We start from the raw sequence: 18,771 nt of genomic DNA, 5'->3' as shown, positions 1-18,771 counted from the left end.
AGAAGCAGGAGGCCGGACACGTGCCAGCTCCGATGCCCAGTTCAATGCCCAGTTCAATGCCAGGTGGGATGAACGTCGACGACCTGGTCGCGATTGACGTGCACACCCACGCCGAGGTCTCCAAGGACGGGCACGGGTCGCTGAGCCCCGAGTTGTTCGACGCCTCGGCGAAATACTTCAAGGCGCACCCCCGGCCGACCATCCCGGAGATGGCCGCCTACTACCGGGAGCGGCGGATCGCGGCGGTGGTGTTCACGGTGGACGCCGAGCACGCCACCGGGCATCCGCCCATCGCGAACGAGGAGGTGGCCGAGAGCTGCGCCGAGCACGCCGACGTGCTGATCCCGTTCGCCAGCATCGACCCGTGGCGGGGCCGGGCGGGCGCGCGCGAGGCCCGCCGCCTCGTCGAGCGGTACGGCGTGCGCGGCTTCAAGTTTCACCCGAGCGTGCAACGTTTCGCGCCCGACGACCACATGGCCTACCCGTTGTACGAGGCCATCGAGGAGCTCGGCGTGCCGGCGTTGTTCCACACGGGCCAGACCGGCATCGGCGCGGGCGTCCCTGGCGGCGGCGGGATCAGGCTGAAGTATTCCAACCCCATGCTGCTCGACGACGTGGCGGTCGACTTCCCCGAGCTGCGGATCGTGCTGGCGCACCCGTCGTTCCCGTGGCAGGACGAGGCCCTCGCGGTCGCGACCCACAAACCGTACGTCTACATCGACCTGTCGGGGTGGTCGCCGAAGTATTTCCCGCCGCAGCTGGTGCGTTACGCCAATTCGCTGCTGAAGGACAAGGTGCTCTTCGGCTCCGACTATCCGGTGATCACGCCGGACCGCTGGCTGGCCGACTTCGACAAGCTCGACATCAAGCCGGAGGTCCGTCCCGGGATTCTGAAGGACAACGCCGCCCGCCTGCTGGGGCTGCGCGGCTGAGTCAGCCGCGGGAGGGCACGGCCATCTCGCCGAGCTCGGACCAGTCGTCCTGCGGGACGGTGGTGTTGACGATGCGCGGGGTCTCGGCGAGGTGGGGCGGCAGCGTCTGCTGGGCCTGCCGGAAGTGGGCCGAGCCCACGTGCGCCGCGCCGGCCTGGTCGTCGCGGAACGCCTCGACCAGCACATATTCGGTGGGGTCGTCGATGCTGCGTGACCAGTCGAACCACAGGCAGCCGGGCTCGGCGCGGGTCGCCTCGGTGAACTCCGCGGTGATCTCCGGCCAGCGGTCGGCGTGTTCGGGCAGGACGCGGAACTTGGCGGCAATGAAGATCATCGGAGTGCTCCATCGGTCGGCTGGGCCACGGGCCCGAGCCTACCGAGCCGTCCGCTCCTCTATCACCAGGGCCGCTTCGGCCGCTTCATCGCCCACCCCTGACCCCGTGGTGAACGTCACGGTGGGAGAGCGCGACGACATGGTGCTCGCCTATCACCGCAGGGTGGTCGAACGCGGGCGTGGAGCCCGCTGCACCCGCTCGTCGAGGCCAACGGCCGTTTCCACGGCGAGCGCGGGGCCTAGGCTCGGAGCATGAAGTTCCTGTTGCTCATCTGCGGAGATCAGCAGGCCCACGAGGCCATGCTGGCCGATCCGGACTTCCTGCCCGACTGCAAGGCGTGGGCCGAGGCGCAGGGGGACCGTCTGGTGCAGACCGGCGGCCTGGAGGCGCCGGCGGAGGCCATGACGGTCCGGGCGCGTGACGGCGAGGTCCTGCTCGGCGACGGCCCGTTCGCCGAGACCAAGGAGGTCGTGGCCGGGTTCAGCCTGATCGAGTGCGCCACCAGGGAGCAGGCGCTCGAAGCGGCCATGGCTCATCCCGTCGCGCGGCACGGCACGATCGAGGTGCGGGCGCTGCTGCCGTGAACGTCCTGGAGACGGTCGACGCGCTGTTCCGGGAGGAATGGGGGCAGATCACTGCGACGCTGATCCGGATGACCGGCGATTGGGATCTGGCGGAAGAGTGCGCTCAAGACGCCTTCACCCAGGCGCTCCAGCGGTGGCCGGCCGATGGTGTGCCGCCCGCGCCCGGCGCCTGGCTCACCACCACCGCCCGCAACCGGGCGGTCGACCGGCTCCGCAGGGCAGCCGTGGGCGCGGCCAAGCTGCGCGAGCTGGCGGTGGCCGGGCCCGCGCGGCCGGGGGACGGCGAAGGGGGGTTCGGCGACGACCGGCTGCGGCTCATGTTCACCAGTTGCCACCCCGCGCTGCCGTTCGAGTCGCGGGTGGCGCTGACGCTGCGCACCCTGGCCGGGCTGACCACCGCCGAGATCGCCCGCGCCTTCCTGGTCCCCGAGGCCACGATGTCCAAGCGGCTCACCCGGGCCAAGACCAGGATCCGCGACTCGGGCATCCCCTTCCAGGTGCCGGGCGCGGCGGAGCTGCCCGGCCGGCTCACCACGGTGCTGGGCGTGCTCTACCTGCTGTTCAACGAGGGGTACGCGGCCGCCGCCGGTGACGACCTGATCCGGCGGAGCCTGTCCGACGAGGCGATCAGGCTGGGGCGGATGCTCGTCTCGCTGCTGCCCGGCGAGCCGGAGGCGGCCGGCCTGCTGGCGCTGATGGTGCTGCACGACGCCCGGCGCCCGGCCCGGCTCGACGCGGGCGAACTGGTGCCGCTCGACGAGCAGGACCGCTCCCTGTGGCAACACGAGCGGATCGGCGAGGCGGTCACCATGCTGGACCACGTGCTGCGCCAGGGCCGTGCGGGGCCGTATCAGATCCAGGCCGCGATCGCCGCCTGCCACGCGACCGCCGGCTCCTTCGACCGCACGCCGTGGGCCGAGATCGCGACGCTCTACGGACGGCTGGAGGCGCTCGTGCCGTCCCCGGTCGTCCGGCTGAACCGGGCGGTCGCCGTGGGGATGGGCGAGCCGGCGCGCGGGCTGGCCCTCGTCGAGGCGCTCGCGCCCGAGCTGAGCGGCTACCACCTGCTGCCCGCCGCCCGCGCCGACCTCCTGCGCCGCCAGGGACGCCGTGCCGAGGCGGCAGCCGCCTACCGCGAGGCCCTGCCGCTGGCCCCGACCGAGCCGGAACGCCGCTACCTCGCCCGGCGTCTCGCCGAGATTTCTCCCGGCGAGGTGTCCGCCGGGGCGCTCGCCGTTCGTGGGAAGGGCGAAACGGACCACGGGAAAGGGTATCGACCATGACCTTCACACGTTCCGCCGACGGAACCGAGATCGTTCTCGACCGGCTGGGCTCGGGCAGCCCGGTCGTCCTGGTGAGCGGCGCCTCCTGCGCCAGGGGCGTCCACGCGCCGCTGGCCGAGCTGCTGGCGGACGGGCACACGGTCGTCAGCTATGACCGGCGGGGGCGGGGCGACAGCGGCGACACCTCGCCGTACGACGTGCGGCGCGAGATCGAGGACCTGGCCGCGGTGATCGCCGCGGCGGGCGGCTCAGCGGCCGTGTTCGGCAACTCCTCCGGCGCGGTGCTGGCGCTGCGCGCGGCGGCCGAGGGGGTGCCGATCACCCGGCTCGCCCTGTGGGAGCCGCCGTTCCAGCTCGACGCAGGTGCGCCCGGGAGGGCCCGCGTGTACGCCGCCGAACTGGCCGCCTGCCTGGCCGACGGCCGTCGCGGCGACGCCATGGCGCTCTTCCTGAGCTCCGTGGGCATGCCGCCGGGCATGATCGACCAGATGCGGCAGGCGCCCATGTGGGCGTCGATGGAGGCGATCGCCCCGACCCTCGCCTACGACGCCGCCATCATGGGCGACGGCCGCCCGCCGGCCGAGCTGGCCGACGTCAAGGCGCCCACTCTGATCCTGACCGGTTCCGAGACCGGCGCGTGGAGCCTGGCCGCGGCCGAGGCGTTGATGGACCTCCTGCCGTCCCCCCGGCACACGGTGCTGCAGGGGCAGGACCACAACGTCTCGTGGGAGGTGCTGGCCCCGCACCTCCGGTCCTTCCTCTCCTGACATGCCTCTCCTGACATGGTCGAGGCCCGGCGGGTGGCCGCCGGGCCTCGGTGATCGGGTTGTGGTGGTGTCTAGGAGATGCGGTACTTGCGGCCGCAGTTGTCGAACTTGCCCGCCCAGCAGGTGAACGTGTAGGCCTTCTTGACGCCCCGCCCGCTCCAGCTGCCGACGACCTTGCCGTCCCACGCCTTGTTGAACCTCTTCCAGCGGCCGTTCTGGTAGACCTCGAACCAGACCCAGGCCTTCTTGCCGCCGTGCTTGTCGACGCCGTACCACTTCGTGTAGACCTTGCCGTGCTTCTTCCAGGTCTTCCCGAACGTGTACGCCTTGCGGTCGCTGGAGAAGAACTTGCCCCAGCTGACGCCGGTGTAGGACGCGGCGGCAGTGGTCGTCGCGGCGGACTGCGTGGCCGCCTGGGCGGCGGGGGTGAGAGCGACGCCGGTCACGGCCATCGAGCCGGCCAGAGTCGCGATCGCAAGGGCCTTACGCATGGGTTCCTCCCCGTGTCGGTGTGCCGGTCGTTCCCGGCACCAGGGACATTACGGAGACTCGCCGCGACCATCTGTGGACAAATCCACACATGAAGCGTGTGTGGACAAATACACACATGAAGCACCCTGCGTGGGCCTGGCCGGAGGGGCGGAACGCAGCGACCTGCCGGCCCCGGCTCCCGCCCGGCCGGCCAGGCGATACGGTCAGCGCTTGACGGTCATCCGGCCCGTCGGGAGCGGCACGAACGGCTCCTCCCCCGACTTCGCGGTCGCGCCGCCCTTCCCGCACAGCGCCAGGAGCAGGTGGTTCCCCATCGCGGTGTCGATCTCGCTCGGCTCCAGCGCGCCGTCATCGCCGACGCGCTGGTACTTCATGAGGTTCATGCCGAACGAGATCTGGCGGTTGCCGTCCGGGCTGGACAGCGACTGGGCGCCCATGCCGAAGACGGCTCCGTCGTGCCCCCAGAAGCGGCCGCAGGGCAGGTCCGCGGCGTAGAGGCCGAGGCCGTAGATCAGGTATCCGCCGCCCACGCTCACGGGCACCGTCTTCTGCATCTCGGTCAGTTGCTCCGCGCCGATCAGCCGCCCGCGCAGCAACTCCCGGTAGAACCGGTTGAGGTCGTCCATCGTGGACACCACGGCCCCGGCCGTGCTCGCCCAGGACATGTCATAGACGCTGTAGTCGCGCGGCGGGTCGATCAGCCCGTACCACGACTCGTACGCCTTCGAGTGGGGCCCGGGGATGCGTGGCGTGCGCGGGTAGGACGTGTGCCGCAGGCCCGCCTTGCGGATCACGTTGCGCGTGATGTGGCGCTCGGCGTCCTCGCCGGTGACCTTCTCCAGCAGCAGCCCGATGATCACGTAGTTGGTGTTGGAGTAGGAGCCCGGCGTCGCGCCGGGCTCACCCGTCGGGGTCGCCTCCAGGCCCAGCTTCACCAGCTCCGCCGGCTTGATCGTGCGGAAACGGTGTTCGTCCAGGCTGCTGGTCTTTCCCTCCAGCAGCGACGGGAACGCCGGACCGACGTAGTCGGCGATGTGGCTGGTGTGGTTGAGCAACATCCGCACGGTGACTCGCTCGCCGCGCTCGCCGGGGACGAGGCCGGGCAGGTAGCGGCCGATGGGGGCGTCCAGCTCGATGGTGCCGCGCGCCACCTGCTGCAGGACGGCCACGGACGCGAAGGTCTTGGAGATGCTGCCGACCCGGTGCGTCATCCTCGGCTTCATCGGCCGCTCGGTGGTCACGTCGGCGACCCCGGTGGCGCCCTGCCACGTCTGGCTCCCGTCGCGTACCGTCGAGAGCATGCCGTACATCCCCGCCTTGTGCGCGGCGTCCAGCGACTGCTGCAGCGCCTGCCGGTCGAGCGCGGGATCCTGAGCGGCCGCCGCCGTGCCCGGAGCCGCCATGAGGGTCGCCGTGGTGAGCAGCGCGGCTGCGGTGGCCAGCCGCCTGGTGTGTCGCATTCGAGGGGAGATCATGGCCATTATCCTGATCGATCCGGACGGGTCGCCGGCAGTCCGCAGAGTCACCGCCTCGATATGACACACGTCATTTCGACGACAGGATGTCGGCTTCGGCTCACGGGCCGGGCAGGCCGGCCTGGTGGGCGAGCAGGCCCGCCTGGGTGCGGTTGGCGAGGTCGAGCTTGCCCAGCAGGCGCGAGATGTAGCTCTTGACCGTGGAGTCGGACAGGAACAGGCGGGCCGCGATCTCGCCGTTGGTGAGGCCCTCGCCTAGGCAGGCGAGGACCTCGCGCTCGCGGTCGCTCAGCGTGGCCAGCTTCTCCCGCACGGCGCCGGCCACCGGCGCCGTGCGGGACACGAGGTGGCGGGCGGCGGAGGGCGACAACACGGTGGTGCCCTGAGCCGCGACCTTGACCAGGTCGAGCAGGTCTTCCGGCGGGGTCGACTTCACCAGGAAACCGCTGGCCCCGGCCTGGAGGGCGCGCAGCACGTGGGCGTCGGAGTCGAACGTCGTGAGGGCGACGACGGCCGGGGGCGTGCGCAGCCCGGCGATCTCGGCCGTGGCGGTGATGCCGTCCACGCCGGGCATCCTGATGTCCATCAGCACGACGTCGGGCGCCGTGCGCAGCACGGCCTCCACCGCCTCCGCGCCGTCCTCGGCCTCCGCCACCACCTCGACCTCGCCTTTCGAGGTGAGGATGGTGCGGAGGTGGTGGCGGACCATCGGATCGTCGTCGGCCACGAGCACTCTGATCATGTGACGTCCAGGGAGTCGTCTGTGGGCACGGACGCGGGCAGGGTGGCCGAGACCCGGAAGCCGCCATCGGATGCCGGGGCCGCCGCGAAATGGCCGCCGAGCAGGATGATCCGCCGCCGTAGCCCGTCGAGACCCAGCCCGGAGCCGCTCGCCGCGAGCCCGGACCCGCCGGGCGCGGGTGCCGCGGGGGGAGCGGCGTTGGCCACCGTGACGGTCAGCGTGCCGCGTTCATGGACGAGCCCGACCTCGACGGCCGCGCCGGGCGCGTGCTTCCTGGCGTTGGTGAGCGCCTCCTGTACCACGCGGTACGCGCCCCTGGCGATCGCCGGGGTCACCGCCTCCGGCGTGCCGGTGACCCGCAGGGTGACCGGGTTTCCCGTCGCGGTGGCGGAACCGGCGAGGGTGTCCAGGCCGGACGGGTCGAGCGTGACGCGCGAGGGCTCGTCCGGCTCGTGCGCGTGGCCGCGGCGCAGGATGCCGATCAGGTCGCGCAACTCCGTCAACGTACGCGAGCCCGCGTCGCGGATATGCTCGGCCGCCGCCTGGACCCCGTGGTCGGCCGCCGACATCTTCAGCGCCCCCGCCGCCAGGACGATCTCGGTGACGTGGTGGGTGACGATGTCGTGCATCTCGCCGGCCAGCCGCTGCCGCTCCGCCGCCCTGGCCCGTTCGGCGAGCAGCCGCCGCTCGCGCTCGGTGCTCTCCGCCCGCTCGCGCAACGACCGCACCAGCTCGCGGCGGGCGCGTGCGTACAGGCCGAGCACGCCCGGCAGGACCGTGGCGACGACCCCGGCGTAGGCGGTCTCCCATTCGGGTGTCCACAACCGGGTCGCGCCCAGCGCCAGGACCGCGACGTACGCCACCGCCTGCCGGCGCGGCAGCCCGTGGACGACGAACCACACGATCACCGGCGTGCACAGCGGCGCGGTCACCGGTGTCACCGGATTCAGCGGCGTGAAGGAGCCGGGGGCCAGCGTGTCGCCCACCGCCGCCAGCGCCGTGGCCGCGCAGGCGACCACGGCGACCGCTCTGGGGAAGCGCACGAGGAACGGCAGGCAGGCGTCGGCGAGCAGGCTCAGCACCAGCCCCGCGGCCGGGCCGAGCGGGCCGCTGGTGCGCTGGACGCTGTGGTGGATGGCCAGGTCGAGCAGAGCGAACGCCGTCATGACGACGACCAGGAAAGCCTGGGCCCTCCTGGCGTCGCTCGGACGTGACGTGGTGCCGGTCATGGTCGGTCGAGGTGGGCGCACCGGGGCGCGGGCCTCGTGGCGGTGCTCCCCGGCTGCTCAGTGATCAGGTGCGCGACCCGCTTCCCGGGTGTCCAGCGCGGCCAGGCCCGGCCGCTGGAGGACGGCGTGCCGGTCCGCGCGAACGCTGTCCAGGCGGCCACCATATCCTGGGCCACGGACCGCTGGGTCCGGGTGAGCGGCACGGGCTCGCCGTCCAGGCTGATCGGCTTGTCCCGCACGTCGAACAGGTACGCCAGCTCCGAGGCGTGCCCGGCCCCGGCCGGGAACCCGGGCAACGACGGGACGAACGCCGGCGCGGTGTCGTCGCCGAAGACGTAGGCGAACACCTTCGTCCGGCGGGCCAGGGCGTCGCCGTCCCGCGCGTGGGGGCAGGCGAACATGGCGTCGGTGTTGGGGGCGGCCCACGCCTCGATCGGGGTGGCGTACTCGTCCCTGGGGTAGCGGCGGGCGATCTCCTCCGCCCTGCGGCCGAAGCCCTGACGGAGGAGGGCGGGAAGGTTCTCGTCGGTGACCGGCTCGCCCAGCAGGCTCAGCACGCCGGCGAACACCAGGGCCTCCTTGCCGGTGTGCCCGGTGAGCACGGGCACGCGGGCGAAGTCCCCCTTACGCAGCGCCCGCTCGGGGGAGACGGGCAGCGCGGGGCCGCCGTACGACGCGGCCGTGAACATCCCGGTGAGTTCCAGCAGTTTCTTGACCGGTTTGCCGCGCAGGCAGGCGAGCGTCTTCGCAGCGTCCTTCCCCGCCGGGCAGCCCATCTTCCGCGCCGCCGACCGCGTGGCGGCGTACGTCTCCTCCAGCGGGCGCCAGAAGGGATACCTCGGCGTGCCAGGTCCGGTCGCGTTCGGCAGGAGGGCCGTGCCGCACGAGCCGCTCTGGATGATCGCCTTGTGGAACAGGCCCTTGCCGCCGGGGGCGGTGAGCTGGCCGCACGTGGCGATGCCGCCGCCCGACTCGCCGAACAACGTCACGTTGCCCGCGTCGCCGCCGAACGCCGCCGCGTTCCGCCGTACCCAGCGCAGAGCGGCCCGCTGGTCCTGCAGCCCGAACGTGCCCCCACCGGACATCCCGGGCAGCGCGAGGTAGCCGAGCACGCCGATCCTGAACTCCACGGTGACCACGACGACGTCGCCTTGGACGGCCAGGCGGCGCGGGTCGTAGTCGGCGCCGCGGCCCGCGGTGAAGCCGCCGCCGTGCAGCCAGACCAGCACCGGCCGCGGTTCGCCGCCCGCCTTCTCGGTGCGCGCCTTCTTGGGGACGGTGACGTCGAGGGTGAGGCAGTCCTCCTCCTCGCTGCTCTCCTTGGGATTGTCGCTCGCCTGAGGGCAGGCGGGGCCGGACGTCGTCGCGTCGCGGACGCCCTGCCACCGGGCGACGGGTCGAGGCGGTTGCCAGCGCAGGCCGCCGGTCGGCGGCTGGGCGTATGGGATCCCGCGATATCTCGCTACATTCCCGTCATAGACCCCTCGAATTCTCCCGCTGTCGAGCGTCACCTCCGGACCGGCCGCGCCGGCGCCTCGTGTGTCCTGCGTGCTCCGCGTGGCGCTCTGCGCCGGCAACGCGCCGGCGCTCCGCGAGGTGCTCGGCCCCGGCGTGCCGCAGCCCTGGACGAGCAGGAGCACCACAGCCCCTGAGATCACCGCGTGTCCTCTTCTCATGTGCATGACCCGCACGTTAGGAACGCCGCCCGGCCCGCCGGTACGGCCCGAGGTTGCGACCGGCCACCCATGGGTTGACAGGTTGCCGGCCGAAACGTCGAACGGGCATGATCACGGTGCGGGGTACGACGAGCTGATCCGGGAGGCGCTGGCCACGCCGTTCGAGGGCTGGGACTTCGCCGTGTTCAGGGGCCGCATGACGATGGCGGGCGACCTGCCGTGGGACTACGAGGGCATGGTGCGCGAGCGGCTGCCCGGCACGGCATCGCTGCTCGACCTGGGCACGGGAGGCGGCGAGCTGCTGGCGTCGCTGGCTCCGCTGCCCCCGCGCACGGTGGCGACCGAAGGCCACCCGCCGAACGTGCCGGTCGCCCGCCGCCTGGAGCCGCTGGGCGTCGAGGTGGTGGCGGCCGGCGGGCAGGGGGCGCTGCCGCTCCCCAGCGGGGCGTTCGCACTGATCGTCAACCGGCACGAGGCGTACGACCCGCGCGAGGTCCGCCGCCTGCTGGCCCCCGGAGGCACGTTCGTCACCCAGCAGGTCGGGGGCCGAGACCTGGAGGAGATCAATGCCGCGCTGGGCGCGCCCCCGCACGAGGACGCGCACTGGAACCTCGCCACCGCCGCGGGGCTCGACGTCACCTGGCGGCAGGAGGCCGGCTACCCGGTCACGATCGGCGACGTGGGCGCGCTCGTGTTGTTCCTGCGGATCGTCGCGTGGCAGGTGCCCGGCTTCGGCGTGGACCGCTACGGCGACAGGCTGCGCGCCCTGCACGGGGACATGGAGCACGGCCGCCCGCTGCGGGCGACCGCCCGCCGTTTCGCGCTGGTCGCCCGCCACCCAGGCTGACCGCTCCCCGCCGACCGGGCCCACACGGTCACCGATGCTCTCGCGTCCTGCACCGGGCCCGTCCTCGGATTCCCTTGATCGCGGGGGCGAGGCGGTGAGGGGAGCCGGGACGACCGCATGTGATCAGTAGGTCCAGGCCTGGCGCAGCTCGGCCTGCCAGCCGTCGTTCGGGAAGTAGTTGTGGATGATGAACGCCGGGCCCATGCCCTTGGCGAAGACGTTGTCCCGCTTGTGCCGCAGTTCCAGGGGCCCGCCGACATCGCCGTTGCCCCGGTTGTTGTCCTTCCAGATCTCGAACTGCTTGATGCAGGTCCGGCCCTTGAAGTACGTGTTGGCGCAGGTGGGCCCGGACGGCGGGAACCACACCTGCTTGTGGTAGAAGTCCACGTCGGTGCCGCCGGGGATGAGGATCTTCCCCCAGGCCTCGAGGCAGTACGCCTCCGGCTGGATGGTCCACTTCACATAGTGCTGCTTGCCGTCGAGCGACAACAACGGCTTCATGTTCTTGCAGGTGACGTCGCCGATCTGCTCCTTGGTGACGCGCTGCTTGAGCATGCCCTCGTTGTTGCCGTAGCCGTCGAGCTTCACCCAGTCGCCGGCGCGCTCGAACTTCTCGTAGTTGGCCGGCGGCCACTTCGCCGGGTCGCCCCACCTGATGTGCGAGACGTTGCCGCCCTTCGGCTCCCACGCCCACTGGTTGCGCCACGAGCCTGACCAGAACTGCCCGGCGCTCTTGTCGAACATGCGGGAGAAATCGCCGTAGGTGCCCAGACCGGCGGCGTTCGCGGGTGCGGCGCCGGCGACGAACACCAAGGCGAGTGCCAGTACGGCCACCGCGGACTTCCTGATAGCGGAGAACATTCACCCGAGGCTAGCGACGATCGCTGACGCGACGTTCCACTTCAAGAAACGGCTAACAGTCAAGCCCGTTCCGTGGGATTGCGGGGTTCTCAGCTCGCGGCTCCTGCGCCTCCCCGCCGATGGGGGATCTCGGGGATGCGCCGAGGTCACCGGGCTCAGGAACGGCCAGTCCTACACGTGGACGCTGCGCGCGAAGAACGAAGCGGGTGAGAGCCGCGAACGCGCCGAGGCGACCACCAGGCCGGGACGCTTGCGGCCAGGGCCAGGACGGTGGCCGAGGGCGGCAAGGGCGTGCTGGGCAAGGTGGCGCAGAAGCTGGTGGGGATGTCGCCGGCCAAGCAGGCGCTGGTGGGTGGCACGGTCGCGGTGACCGCCGGGACGATGGGGCAGTCGGCGGTCGCGCGCCACGGTCTCGGGGTCGGGCGGGATCTTCGGCGAAGGGCGCAGCGGGGAGCCGTCCCTGGCCAGGCCGGCGACTCTGCGCCTGGAGGTCACGGCCGGCTCACCCGCCGGACGGCGAGCTCCTCGGCAGTCCGCCAGTTGCGCTCGGCGAAGCGCAGGTGCTCGCCCTCCCACGTCCTGATCACGCCGAGCGCCGCGTCGGCGTCACGGACGAACGTGTCGACGAGCGACCGGTAGAGCGCGCCGACCGTCCCTTCGCCCAGCGCCCCCCAGCCGGGGAAGTCCAGCGACCTGTTCTCTTCGAGGATCTGGCGGATCTCCGCGAAGAGCGGCAGCAGGTCCTCCCTGATGTCGCGCCGGACTTCGCCGATCGCGTCGGAAGTGATGAAGATGGTGTGCTGGTTCACGATCATTATCCTGTGACGCCGTCGGCGGACGGGGCGGGGGCGTCATGGAATGGTCCGGCATTGTTCGCTTTTGCGATACCGTGCGGCTTCGCATCTTTTATCTCGATAAATTGGGTTAGTAAGGACTAATGGGAAGCAAGGGGCGTTAGTGCACAGCCAGCGCGACCTTTACCAGGCGTACCGCCTCACCATCCAGCGCATCGGGCTGGCCCTGCTGCGCGCCCAGCCCAACCAGCCCGAGTGGCCGCTGCGCCGGCAGAACATCGGGTTCCTGGCCGGGATCATGGTGGCGGTCCTGCTGTGCGTCGGGTTCGCCGTGTACGGCCTGCTGCGCCCCGGCGGCACGAAGTCGATCGAGGAGCCGGGCACGCTCGTCATCGAGCGCGAGACGGGCGCCAGATACGTCTACAACCACGACCAGCGCAGGCTCATCCCCGTCGCCAACTACGCCTCCGCCCGCCTCGTGCTCGCCTCGGGGCAGGTCAAGGAGCGGGTCGTGGCGCGGGAGGCCCTGGCCGAGTACGAGCGCGGCGCGCCCATCGGCATCCCCGGCGCCCCGGACTCGCTGCCCAGCCCCGCCAACCTGGCCAAGGGCCCCTGGGCGGCCTGCGTGCAGGAGCGCGCCGAGCCGACCGGGCGCCGGCCGTACGTGACGCTGGTCGCCGGCCGCAAGGCCGGCGGCACGCCGGTCGCGGAGGGTGACGCGCTCCTCGTCGACGTGGGCGGCCGGCAGTGGGCCATCTGGCGCGGCACCCGCATGCGCGTGGCGGGCGGCATCGCCCGCGGGCTCACCTCCACCGCGCCCGCCCCGGTGCCGGTCGCCTGGCTCAACGCTCTGCCGGAGGGGCCCGACCTGGCCGCGCCCGCCATCAGCGGCCGCGGCAGTGCGGTCACCGGGCCCGGAGGCAAGGCCGCCGCCGTGGGTCAGGTGTTCCGCGCGGACGGCGTGGCCGGCGGCGAGGCCCGCTGGTACGTCATGCTGGCCGACGGCCTCGCCCCCGTCACCCAGGGCCAGGCCACGCTCCTGCTCAGCGACCCCGAGAGCAGGCAGGCCTACGGCGGCGGCGCGGTGAAGGAGATCGCCATCGACGCGGCCACCGCCAACGCCGCGCGCCGCTCGCGGACCGCGATCCCCGCCGACGGCCTGCCTCCGGTCATGCCGCGCATGACCGCCTACGACCCGGCCAGCCCGCTGTGCGTCGTCTACGCCGACACGGGCACGGGATCCACCCGCGCCCGCCTCACCACCGGCGCCACACTGCCCGAGCCGCACGGCGACGCCACCGACCTCGTACGCCTGCCGCCCGGCAAGGCCGTGCTGGCCGGCGTCCTGCCCGGCGACGGCCAGCTCAAGGCGGTCCAGTCCTACTACCTGGTCACCGCCGACGGCCGCCGCTACGCCGTGCCGGGCGCCGACGTGCTGGGCAAGCTCGGCTACGACGCGAGCCAGGCCACCCCCGTGCCGGCGAACGTGCTCCAGCTCATCCCCGAGGGCCCCGTGCTCGACCCCGCGCGGGCGGCCAAGCCCGCGATCGAGCAGGATCAGTAACCGCGGTAGCCGCCGCCGGTCTTCATACCGATTACGCCGGGCACGTTCGAGACCGAGCCGTAGCGGTCGATGGCGTAACGCACGCCCGCGATGATGTTGTCGACCGGGTCGTAGATGTTGCCGTGTCCTGGCAGCTTGTGGGATTCGAACGTCGGGTCGATGGTCTGCATCAGGCCCTTGGACGGCGTGCCCTTCGCCGCGTTGGAGTCCCAGTTGTTGATGGCGTGCGGGTTCCCGCCTGACTCATGCTTGATGATCATCCAGATGTCGTTCGGGTTCATCTTGTCCAGGGAGTAGCCGTGCACCCTGAGAATGGCGATCGCCTGGTTGATCCAGCCGGCGACCTGGCCTTGAGGGGCCGGCCCGCCTCCGGGCGGTGGCGGGCCGCTGGAGCCGTACCCGCCGAAGCCGCCTGAGCCGCCTGACGAGCTTGACGGCGCCGACGCGGCCAGCGCGGTCGCGCGTGACTCCGCCTCCGCCGGCGACCAGCCGAGCCTCCTGCCCGGCGTGGGTGCGAAGGGCTGCGCGTCCGGCTCCGGCAGCTCCTTGGCGACGTCCGGGATCGTGCCGAGCGCGCTCTGGAGCTTCGCCGCGGTGTCGGTGAGCGCCCTGCCGGTGTCGGCGACCAGCTTCCGCAGCGCCGAGCGGGCCTCGCCGAGCGCGGGCTGCATGCTCTGCGTGACCTGCCCCTCGGTGAGCCCGGGCGTACGGCCGCGCAGCTCCTGGGCGGCGGAGGCGTACGCCTGGCAGATCTCCAGCGCCTGCCTCTCGGCGGCGCTCAGCGTGCTCGCGGCCGCGTCGAGGTGGCTCGCGCAGTCCTGCAACGCCTGCTGGAACCGGTCCCCGCAACCCGTGAGCTTGCCCATGTAACCGGCGAACGCGTCGGCGCCGGCCCCCTGCCAGGCCTGGTCCACGTCGGAGACCGCGGTGCGCAGCGCACCGGTGTGCTGCCCGCCGGTTCCCGCGGCGGTGCGCCACACGTTCGCCGCCGCGGTGATCGCCTCCGGCGCGCCGGCCACCCGGGCCGCCAGGTCGGCCAGCTCGCCGCCGCCCGGCGCTGCCCTGACCTCGTCGAACGCGCTCACCGCTGGACCGCGGCATCGTCAGTGGCGACAATCGTCCGCTCGACGGCGTCGAGGGCACGCTCGACCGCCTCCAGGCGGCGGCCCTGAGTCTTGGCCGCCTGCTCGGCGACCCGTAGCAGGTCGTCGGCCGCCGTGGCCATGGCAGCGGACCCGGACACGTCACCGAAGGCCGCGGAGTCCGGCGCCTGGCCCGCCAGGCCGCCGAAAGCCCCGGACGCCGACCTGGCCGCGGCCGCGCACGTCTCCAGCGCGCCGCGGTGGAACTTGAGCACCACGCCCGCTCTCCCTCCCTCTCAGCGCCGGAAGAGCTCCAGCAGTTCCTCCGCCCGGCGGGTGCGGGCGATCCACATCTCACGCCCGCGACGCTCCCGCGTGATCAACCGCCCGGCGCGCAGCCGGTCGCAGTGGTACGTGAGGCCGCTCGGGGCGATCTTCATGCCCGTCGCCAGCATGGACATGGTCATGGGCTGGTCGAGCGCGCAGAGCAGGTCGGCCCGGATAGGACCGACGAGCGCGGACAACTCGTCCACCGACGGCCTGACCGGTTGGCGCCACAGCGAGTCTGCGCCGCGGACCGGATAGGCGATCCACACCGCCTCGGGGTCGTCCAGGCTGACGATCACGGAGTCCTTGCCGGCCAGCATCGGCACCAGGACGATCCTGCGGTCGCCCAGGTCGTACCCGGTGGCTTCCGGGTCGGAGATGAGCAGGCCGCGCTCGGTGCTGACGATGCGGTCGCTGAGCGAGCCGAACAGCAGCTCGGGGCGGCCACGTACGGCCGCCACGCCCACACGCTCGATCTCCCTGTCCAGCAGCGGGCGGGCCCGCTCCCACAGGGGTTCCGCAGTGTGCCAGACGTCGGCCAGGGCGGCGGCGTAGCCGTGCAGCCAGCGGCGCGGCTGTTCGGCGGCCGCGCGCCAGTGCGCGGGCGGCGCCCCCGGCCCGAACGTCTGCTCCATGTCCCTGATCAGGGCGTCCGGCGCGGTGTCCTGGAGCGCGCTGAGCTGGCTCTGCACGGTGACGTCCCCGTCGATCGGGGATCTCGCCACGAGACTGTCGGGCGCGACCGTGCGGCCTGGCGCGGCCAGCGGGCGTACGGCCTCGTGCCCGTACGGGCGGACGTGCGCGCTGATCGTCCTCCGCCAGAGTTCGGGCAGGCCGCGACGGCGGCCCGCGAGGGCGTCGGCGATCATGGCAAGGACGGTCAGGTGCGGCGAGATGGAGATCGAGATCTGTGGCGTGGAGCTGAACCGCAGCTCGCTCCACGCCTCGGTGCGGATCACGTGAGCCCCCACGGGCCGGACTGTAGACAGCGCAGTCATCACTGGAGCAATGCTTCAACGAAGGTGGAAACATCCATAGATAGGATGATCCGGCCTAGGTGATGCGAACACTCCGGATGGTGGCGTGATTGTCCGTGTGTTTTGGGGTCAGCTGCATGACATGTCCTCTGTGTGGTCTCGTGTCGCTATGGGGTTCGTTACCGTACGCTCCTCCGCTAACTTCTCGCTTAAAAAGTCCTCGCAGCCGCCTGACCAGCAGGGAACAAGCCGCTCCCAGGCCGGGACGTGCCGCCGCATCGCTCTCCTGAGCCGATCTCCTGGACGGGAGCCCCGTCAGCGCGGAGCCGTGTGGAGCGCCTCACGCCGGAAGTCCCGGGGCGACACTCCGTAGGTCCGGCGGAAGGCCCGGCTGAAGTCGGCGGCGTGCGAGAAACCCCACTTGGCCGCGATGCTGTGGATCGGCACCTCTCGCAGCGCGGGATCGGCGAGGTCACGCCGGGCGCGGTCGAGCCGCTGCGCCCTGATGTAGCCGCCGACCGTGCTGCCCTGCTTCTGGAAGAGCCGGTGCAGGTAGCTGGTGGAGATGTGGTGCTCGACGGCCAGCGCGCGAGGGCCCAGGCCGTGGTCGCGCAGGTGCTCCTGGATGAACGCCTGGACACGCAGGATGAGCGCCTCACCGTTGGAGGGCGGGATGACAGGGCTGGTCTCAATGGCGTGCGCGAGGAGCGCGGAGACCAGGTCGAGCACCACCATGCCGAGCCGCGGGCCGTCGGCGGGCCGGTAGGCGCCCGGGTTTTCCGCCAGGCCGGCGATGAAGCTCGCCAGCAGGGCACCGATGCCGTCGGTGGCCGGCATGCTGCTGCCCAGCATCGCGTCCACCTGGTGCTTGGGCAGGGAGACCAGAGACCGGGGCACGGAGACCATGGCGGCCTCGAACCGCTGGCCCCGCTTCGGCGCGCGGAAACGCGCGGCCAGGACGCGCGTCATGTCGTGCACCAGCAGGTCGCCGACCCCCGACGTCGCGTGGCCATCGGCCCAGATGACCTGCAGCGACCCGGCCAGGGGCACCAGCAGCTGGCAGGTCTCCTCCAGCTCGGGTTGCTCGGGGTGCTCCGCCGCCCGCCACAGGCGCAGCGGCTCGAAGCTCTTCCTCGCCACGGTCACGGCCCCGAACTGCGCGCTGGTGTCGCGCACCTCGAGCGCGGACTTGCACAAGGGGTCGCCGTCTCTGACGCGGTTTTCGTCCCATGGCTCGGCCAACGGCATACCGGCAAGCCTATGCGGATCAAGCGCGGCGCGAGCGGTCGAGGAGGGACCCGCACGCGAGTGACCGCCCGCGGACGCCGGCTCGGGCGGGAGGGCATCTTTGCACCGAGGCCCAAAGATCGAAGCCCGCGTGGGGGATTTCCCATCCAGGCCCGGCCCGGCGGCGGTGGCCGGCGCGACCACTCGGATGCAAGGCTTCCCCGCAGCCGCCCCGGTCCTCCTGCGAACGGATGGCCGGGGCGGAACCTCCGCAGGCTAGGGAAAGGAGTGTTGCAGATGACGTACGACGCCGGCCGCGTCGCGGCGAAGCGGATCAACGATCACGTGGAGGTCATCCACGTCGACCACCCGGACACGGTGCTGGAAGTGCCCCGCCGCGACTGGGAGTCCTTCACCGCGGCCGTCAAGTCGGGTGCGTTCGACCTCGAAACCCTTGAGCGGGCGCGGGAAGAGAACGTGGCCTGACCGCAGCACCAACGGCGCCCGCTCGCCCGCCGGCGAGCGGGCGCCCCGTCGTGCGGCCCCGCGCCAGGACGGGCGTGGGGGCCCGGCCGGCGCTCAGGGCAGGCGCAGGTCGGCGAAGACGCCGCGGTGGTCGGTGCCCGGCACGTCGAAGATCTCCACCCGGCGCACGCTCACCCGCCGGTCGGCCAGGATGTGGTCGATGGAGATGATGGGCGGGAACTTCCTGAAGCTCGGCCAGGTCGGCACCAGACCCTTGCCCACCTGGCCGGCGGCGTCCACATAGCCGCGGTCGAGCAGGTCGCGCATGGCGCGGTGGTCGAGACTGGCGTTGAAGTCGCCGGCCAGCACCCGGACCGTCGAGGAGGTGGCCGGGGGAAAGGCGCGCAGGGCGGCGTTCCACTCCTCCGTCTTGCGGCCGAGCGGCGGGTTGGGATGCACGGCCACGAACTCGACCGTCCCCCCGCCCGGCAGCGTCACGGTCGCGGCGGGCATGTTGTGCCCGACCGGGGTGAACAGGCCCGTCAGCTCCTTCACCGGATGTTTGGAGAAGATGCCGCTGCCGGTGGCGCCGAAGGAGGGCTGCAGCACGCGGTGCGGCAGGAGCCGCGTGAGCCCCGCCGCGTCCAGCCGCTCCACCTGGTCATGGCTGAGCTCCAGGGCGCTGAACACGTCGACGTCGTGCTCGCGCACCAGGTCGACCACGGTCTCGGCGTCGGCCCGGGTGAACAGGTTGATCGCCAGCACCCGCAGCGGCGCGCCCTGCGCCGGAGGCTGCTCGGCGGCGACCGTGCGCGGCACCACGATGGAGACCATCACCGCGCACACCACGGCGGCGGCGAGCGCGGCCGGGCGGTTGCGCCGCAGCAGCGACATCAGCGCGGTCAGCGCCGCGAGCCCCGCCCCGATGGGCGTCACCGTCATGAGCTGGGTGAGGAAAGAGCCCTGCTCCAGGCCGCCGGCGCGGATGACGGCCCAGACGGCCAGCAGCGTGACGACCGTCCAGGACAGCCACCGCCTGCGACGTCTCTTCCTGGGCGGCGGCGCATCATCCGTCGTGGCCCGCTCGACGCCGACTGCCGCGCTCACTTCGC

Annotated in this window: 21 protein-coding genes; 7 read left to right on the top strand and 14 right to left on the bottom strand. The window is 72.1% G+C overall.

Going from position 1 to position 18,771, the window contains the following annotated elements:
• The first annotated feature begins 68 nt into the window (after positions 1 to 68).
• Positions 69 to 932 (top strand): amidohydrolase family protein, encoded by an 864-nt coding sequence (locus E1294_RS02215; protein ID WP_132503934.1) that lies wholly within the window; start codon positions 69 to 71, stop codon positions 930 to 932.
• Between the two features lies 1 nt (position 933).
• Here E1294_RS02215 and E1294_RS02210 read toward each other — a convergent pair whose 3' ends face one another.
• Positions 934 to 1,266 carry a putative quinol monooxygenase gene (locus E1294_RS02210; RefSeq protein WP_132503933.1) on the bottom strand — a complete coding sequence of 111 codons (333 nt, stop codon included), beginning with the start codon at positions 1,264 to 1,266 and terminating at the stop codon, positions 934 to 936.
• A 252-nt stretch (positions 1,267 to 1,518) separates the two neighbouring features.
• On the opposite strand from E1294_RS02210, the gene E1294_RS02205 reads away from it, so the two are divergent.
• Genes E1294_RS02205 through E1294_RS02195 form a run of 3 tightly spaced genes read left to right on the top strand, consistent with a single transcriptional unit; the run spans position 1,519 to position 3,901 of the window.
• The gene (locus E1294_RS02205) at positions 1,519 to 1,851 is read left to right on the top strand and encodes a YciI family protein (protein WP_132503932.1); all 333 of its coding nucleotides are present in this window, start codon (positions 1,519 to 1,521) and stop codon (positions 1,849 to 1,851) included.
• Complete coding sequence (locus tag E1294_RS02200; protein WP_132503931.1) at positions 1,848 to 3,134, top strand: RNA polymerase sigma factor; 1,287 nt, start codon at positions 1,848 to 1,850, stop codon at positions 3,132 to 3,134. Before E1294_RS02205 ends, E1294_RS02200 begins: the two co-directional genes overlap by 4 nt.
• Positions 3,131 to 3,901: an alpha/beta fold hydrolase gene (locus E1294_RS02195; protein ID WP_132503930.1), complete on the top strand. Its 771-nt coding sequence runs from the start codon at positions 3,131 to 3,133 to the stop codon at positions 3,899 to 3,901. The genes E1294_RS02200 and E1294_RS02195 overlap by 4 nt, the downstream gene beginning before the upstream one ends.
• A 71-nt stretch (positions 3,902 to 3,972) precedes the next feature.
• Here the strand turns inward: E1294_RS02195 and E1294_RS02190 are convergent, their stop codons facing one another.
• The 5 genes from E1294_RS02190 to E1294_RS02170 all read right to left on the bottom strand — a co-directional run bounded on the left by E1294_RS02190 (position 3,973) and on the right by E1294_RS02170 (position 9,497).
• A complete protein-coding gene (locus E1294_RS02190) occupies positions 3,973 to 4,392 on the bottom strand; it encodes a hypothetical protein (RefSeq protein WP_132503929.1) in 420 nt (139 codons plus the stop codon).
• A 204-nt stretch (positions 4,393 to 4,596) separates the two neighbouring features.
• The gene (locus E1294_RS02185; protein WP_246082759.1) at positions 4,597 to 5,868 is read right to left on the bottom strand and encodes a serine hydrolase domain-containing protein; all 1,272 of its coding nucleotides are present in this window, start codon (positions 5,866 to 5,868) and stop codon (positions 4,597 to 4,599) included.
• 100 nt (positions 5,869 to 5,968) lie between these two features.
• Positions 5,969 to 6,610, bottom strand: a complete 642-nt coding sequence (locus tag E1294_RS02180) for a response regulator transcription factor (protein ID WP_132503928.1) — start codon at positions 6,608 to 6,610, stop codon at positions 5,969 to 5,971.
• Positions 6,607 to 7,839 carry a sensor histidine kinase gene (locus tag E1294_RS02175; RefSeq protein WP_132503927.1) on the bottom strand — a complete coding sequence of 411 codons (1,233 nt, stop codon included), beginning with the start codon at positions 7,837 to 7,839 and terminating at the stop codon, positions 6,607 to 6,609. Before E1294_RS02175 ends, E1294_RS02180 begins: the two co-directional genes overlap by 4 nt.
• Positions 7,836 to 9,497: a carboxylesterase/lipase family protein gene (locus E1294_RS02170; RefSeq protein ID WP_165977035.1), complete on the bottom strand. Its 1,662-nt coding sequence runs from the start codon at positions 9,495 to 9,497 to the stop codon at positions 7,836 to 7,838. Before E1294_RS02170 ends, E1294_RS02175 begins: the two co-directional genes overlap by 4 nt.
• A gap of 22 nt (positions 9,498 to 9,519) precedes the next feature.
• On the opposite strand from E1294_RS02170, the gene E1294_RS02165 reads away from it, so the two are divergent.
• Positions 9,520 to 10,362 (top strand): class I SAM-dependent methyltransferase, encoded by an 843-nt coding sequence (locus E1294_RS02165; RefSeq protein WP_181958443.1) that lies wholly within the window; start codon positions 9,520 to 9,522, stop codon positions 10,360 to 10,362.
• 123 nt (positions 10,363 to 10,485) lie between these two features.
• Here the strand turns inward: E1294_RS02165 and E1294_RS02160 are convergent, their stop codons facing one another.
• From E1294_RS02160 to E1294_RS02150, 3 genes are all read right to left on the bottom strand, one after another.
• Positions 10,486 to 11,223, bottom strand: a complete 738-nt coding sequence (locus E1294_RS02160) for a hypothetical protein (protein ID WP_132503925.1) — start codon at positions 11,221 to 11,223, stop codon at positions 10,486 to 10,488.
• 171 nt (positions 11,224 to 11,394) lie between these two features.
• The gene (locus E1294_RS02155) at positions 11,395 to 11,718 is read right to left on the bottom strand and encodes a hypothetical protein (RefSeq protein WP_132503924.1); all 324 of its coding nucleotides are present in this window, start codon (positions 11,716 to 11,718) and stop codon (positions 11,395 to 11,397) included.
• Positions 11,715 to 12,032, bottom strand: coding sequence for a hypothetical protein (locus E1294_RS02150; RefSeq protein WP_132503923.1), 318 nt, complete (start codon positions 12,030 to 12,032; stop codon positions 11,715 to 11,717). Before E1294_RS02150 ends, E1294_RS02155 begins: the two co-directional genes overlap by 4 nt.
• A 148-nt stretch (positions 12,033 to 12,180) precedes the next feature.
• Here E1294_RS02150 and eccB point away from each other — a divergent pair, with 148 nt between their 5' ends.
• Positions 12,181 to 13,581 carry a type VII secretion protein EccB gene (eccB, locus tag E1294_RS02145; RefSeq protein ID WP_132503922.1) on the top strand — a complete coding sequence of 467 codons (1,401 nt, stop codon included), beginning with the start codon at positions 12,181 to 12,183 and terminating at the stop codon, positions 13,579 to 13,581.
• Here the strand turns inward: eccB and E1294_RS02140 are convergent.
• From E1294_RS02140 to E1294_RS02125, 4 genes are all read right to left on the bottom strand, one after another.
• On the bottom strand, positions 13,575 to 14,666 hold the full coding sequence (locus E1294_RS02140; RefSeq protein ID WP_132503921.1) for a transglycosylase SLT domain-containing protein: 1,092 nt from the start codon (positions 14,664 to 14,666) through the stop codon (positions 13,575 to 13,577). The genes eccB and E1294_RS02140 overlap by 7 nt on opposite strands.
• Positions 14,663 to 14,941, bottom strand: a complete 279-nt coding sequence (locus E1294_RS02135) for a hypothetical protein (RefSeq protein WP_132503920.1) — start codon at positions 14,939 to 14,941, stop codon at positions 14,663 to 14,665. Before E1294_RS02135 ends, E1294_RS02140 begins: the two co-directional genes overlap by 4 nt.
• A gap of 18 nt (positions 14,942 to 14,959) precedes the next feature.
• Positions 14,960 to 15,961, bottom strand: coding sequence for an ArsR/SmtB family transcription factor (locus E1294_RS02130; protein ID WP_132503919.1), 1,002 nt, complete (start codon positions 15,959 to 15,961; stop codon positions 14,960 to 14,962).
• A gap of 321 nt (positions 15,962 to 16,282) precedes the next feature.
• Positions 16,283 to 17,215 carry a helix-turn-helix domain-containing protein gene (locus E1294_RS02125; protein ID WP_132503918.1) on the bottom strand — a complete coding sequence of 311 codons (933 nt, stop codon included), beginning with the start codon at positions 17,213 to 17,215 and terminating at the stop codon, positions 16,283 to 16,285.
• A gap of 276 nt (positions 17,216 to 17,491) precedes the next feature.
• Between E1294_RS02125 and E1294_RS02120 the strand changes: the two genes are divergently transcribed.
• Entirely contained in the window at positions 17,492 to 17,680 is a 189-nt protein-coding gene (locus tag E1294_RS02120; protein ID WP_132503917.1) for a hypothetical protein, read from the top strand.
• A gap of 93 nt (positions 17,681 to 17,773) precedes the next feature.
• Here the strand turns inward: E1294_RS02120 and E1294_RS02115 are convergent, their stop codons facing one another.
• A complete protein-coding gene (locus E1294_RS02115; protein WP_132503916.1) occupies positions 17,774 to 18,766 on the bottom strand; it encodes an endonuclease/exonuclease/phosphatase family protein in 993 nt (330 codons plus the stop codon).
• Between the last annotated feature and the right edge of the window lie 5 nt (positions 18,767 to 18,771).

The organism is Nonomuraea diastatica, assembly GCF_004349015.1.
GTDB lineage: Bacteria > Actinomycetota > Actinomycetes > Streptosporangiales > Streptosporangiaceae > Nonomuraea > Nonomuraea diastatica.
This window is presented reverse-complemented; position numbering and strand designations above follow the sequence as displayed.

What these genes read in the sequence shown, in the direction of transcription:
- E1294_RS02215 (WP_132503934.1), top strand. Translation starts at nt 69, where the DNA reads ATGAACGTCGACGACCTGGTCGCGATTGACGTGCACACCCACGCCGAG.
- E1294_RS02210 (WP_132503933.1), bottom strand. Translation starts at nt 1,266, where the DNA reads ATGATCTTCATTGCCGCCAAGTTCCGCGTCCTGCCCGAACACGCCGAC.
- E1294_RS02205 (WP_132503932.1), top strand. Translation starts at nt 1,519, where the DNA reads ATGAAGTTCCTGTTGCTCATCTGCGGAGATCAGCAGGCCCACGAGGCC.
- E1294_RS02195 (WP_132503930.1), top strand. Translation starts at nt 3,131, where the DNA reads ATGACCTTCACACGTTCCGCCGACGGAACCGAGATCGTTCTCGACCGG.
- E1294_RS02190 (WP_132503929.1), bottom strand. Translation starts at nt 4,392, where the DNA reads ATGCGTAAGGCCCTTGCGATCGCGACTCTGGCCGGCTCGATGGCCGTG.
- E1294_RS02185 (WP_246082759.1), bottom strand. Translation starts at nt 5,868, where the DNA reads ATGATCTCCCCTCGAATGCGACACACCAGGCGGCTGGCCACCGCAGCC.
- E1294_RS02180 (WP_132503928.1), bottom strand. Translation starts at nt 6,610, where the DNA reads ATGATCAGAGTGCTCGTGGCCGACGACGATCCGATGGTCCGCCACCAC.
- E1294_RS02175 (WP_132503927.1), bottom strand. Translation starts at nt 7,839, where the DNA reads ATGACCGGCACCACGTCACGTCCGAGCGACGCCAGGAGGGCCCAGGCT.
- E1294_RS02165 (WP_181958443.1), top strand. Translation starts at nt 9,520, where the DNA reads ATGACCCGCACGTTAGGAACGCCGCCCGGCCCGCCGGTACGGCCCGAG.
- E1294_RS02160 (WP_132503925.1), bottom strand. Translation starts at nt 11,223, where the DNA reads ATGTTCTCCGCTATCAGGAAGTCCGCGGTGGCCGTACTGGCACTCGCC.
- E1294_RS02125 (WP_132503918.1), bottom strand. Translation starts at nt 17,215, where the DNA reads ATGCCGTTGGCCGAGCCATGGGACGAAAACCGCGTCAGAGACGGCGAC.
- E1294_RS02120 (WP_132503917.1), top strand. Translation starts at nt 17,492, where the DNA reads ATGACGTACGACGCCGGCCGCGTCGCGGCGAAGCGGATCAACGATCAC.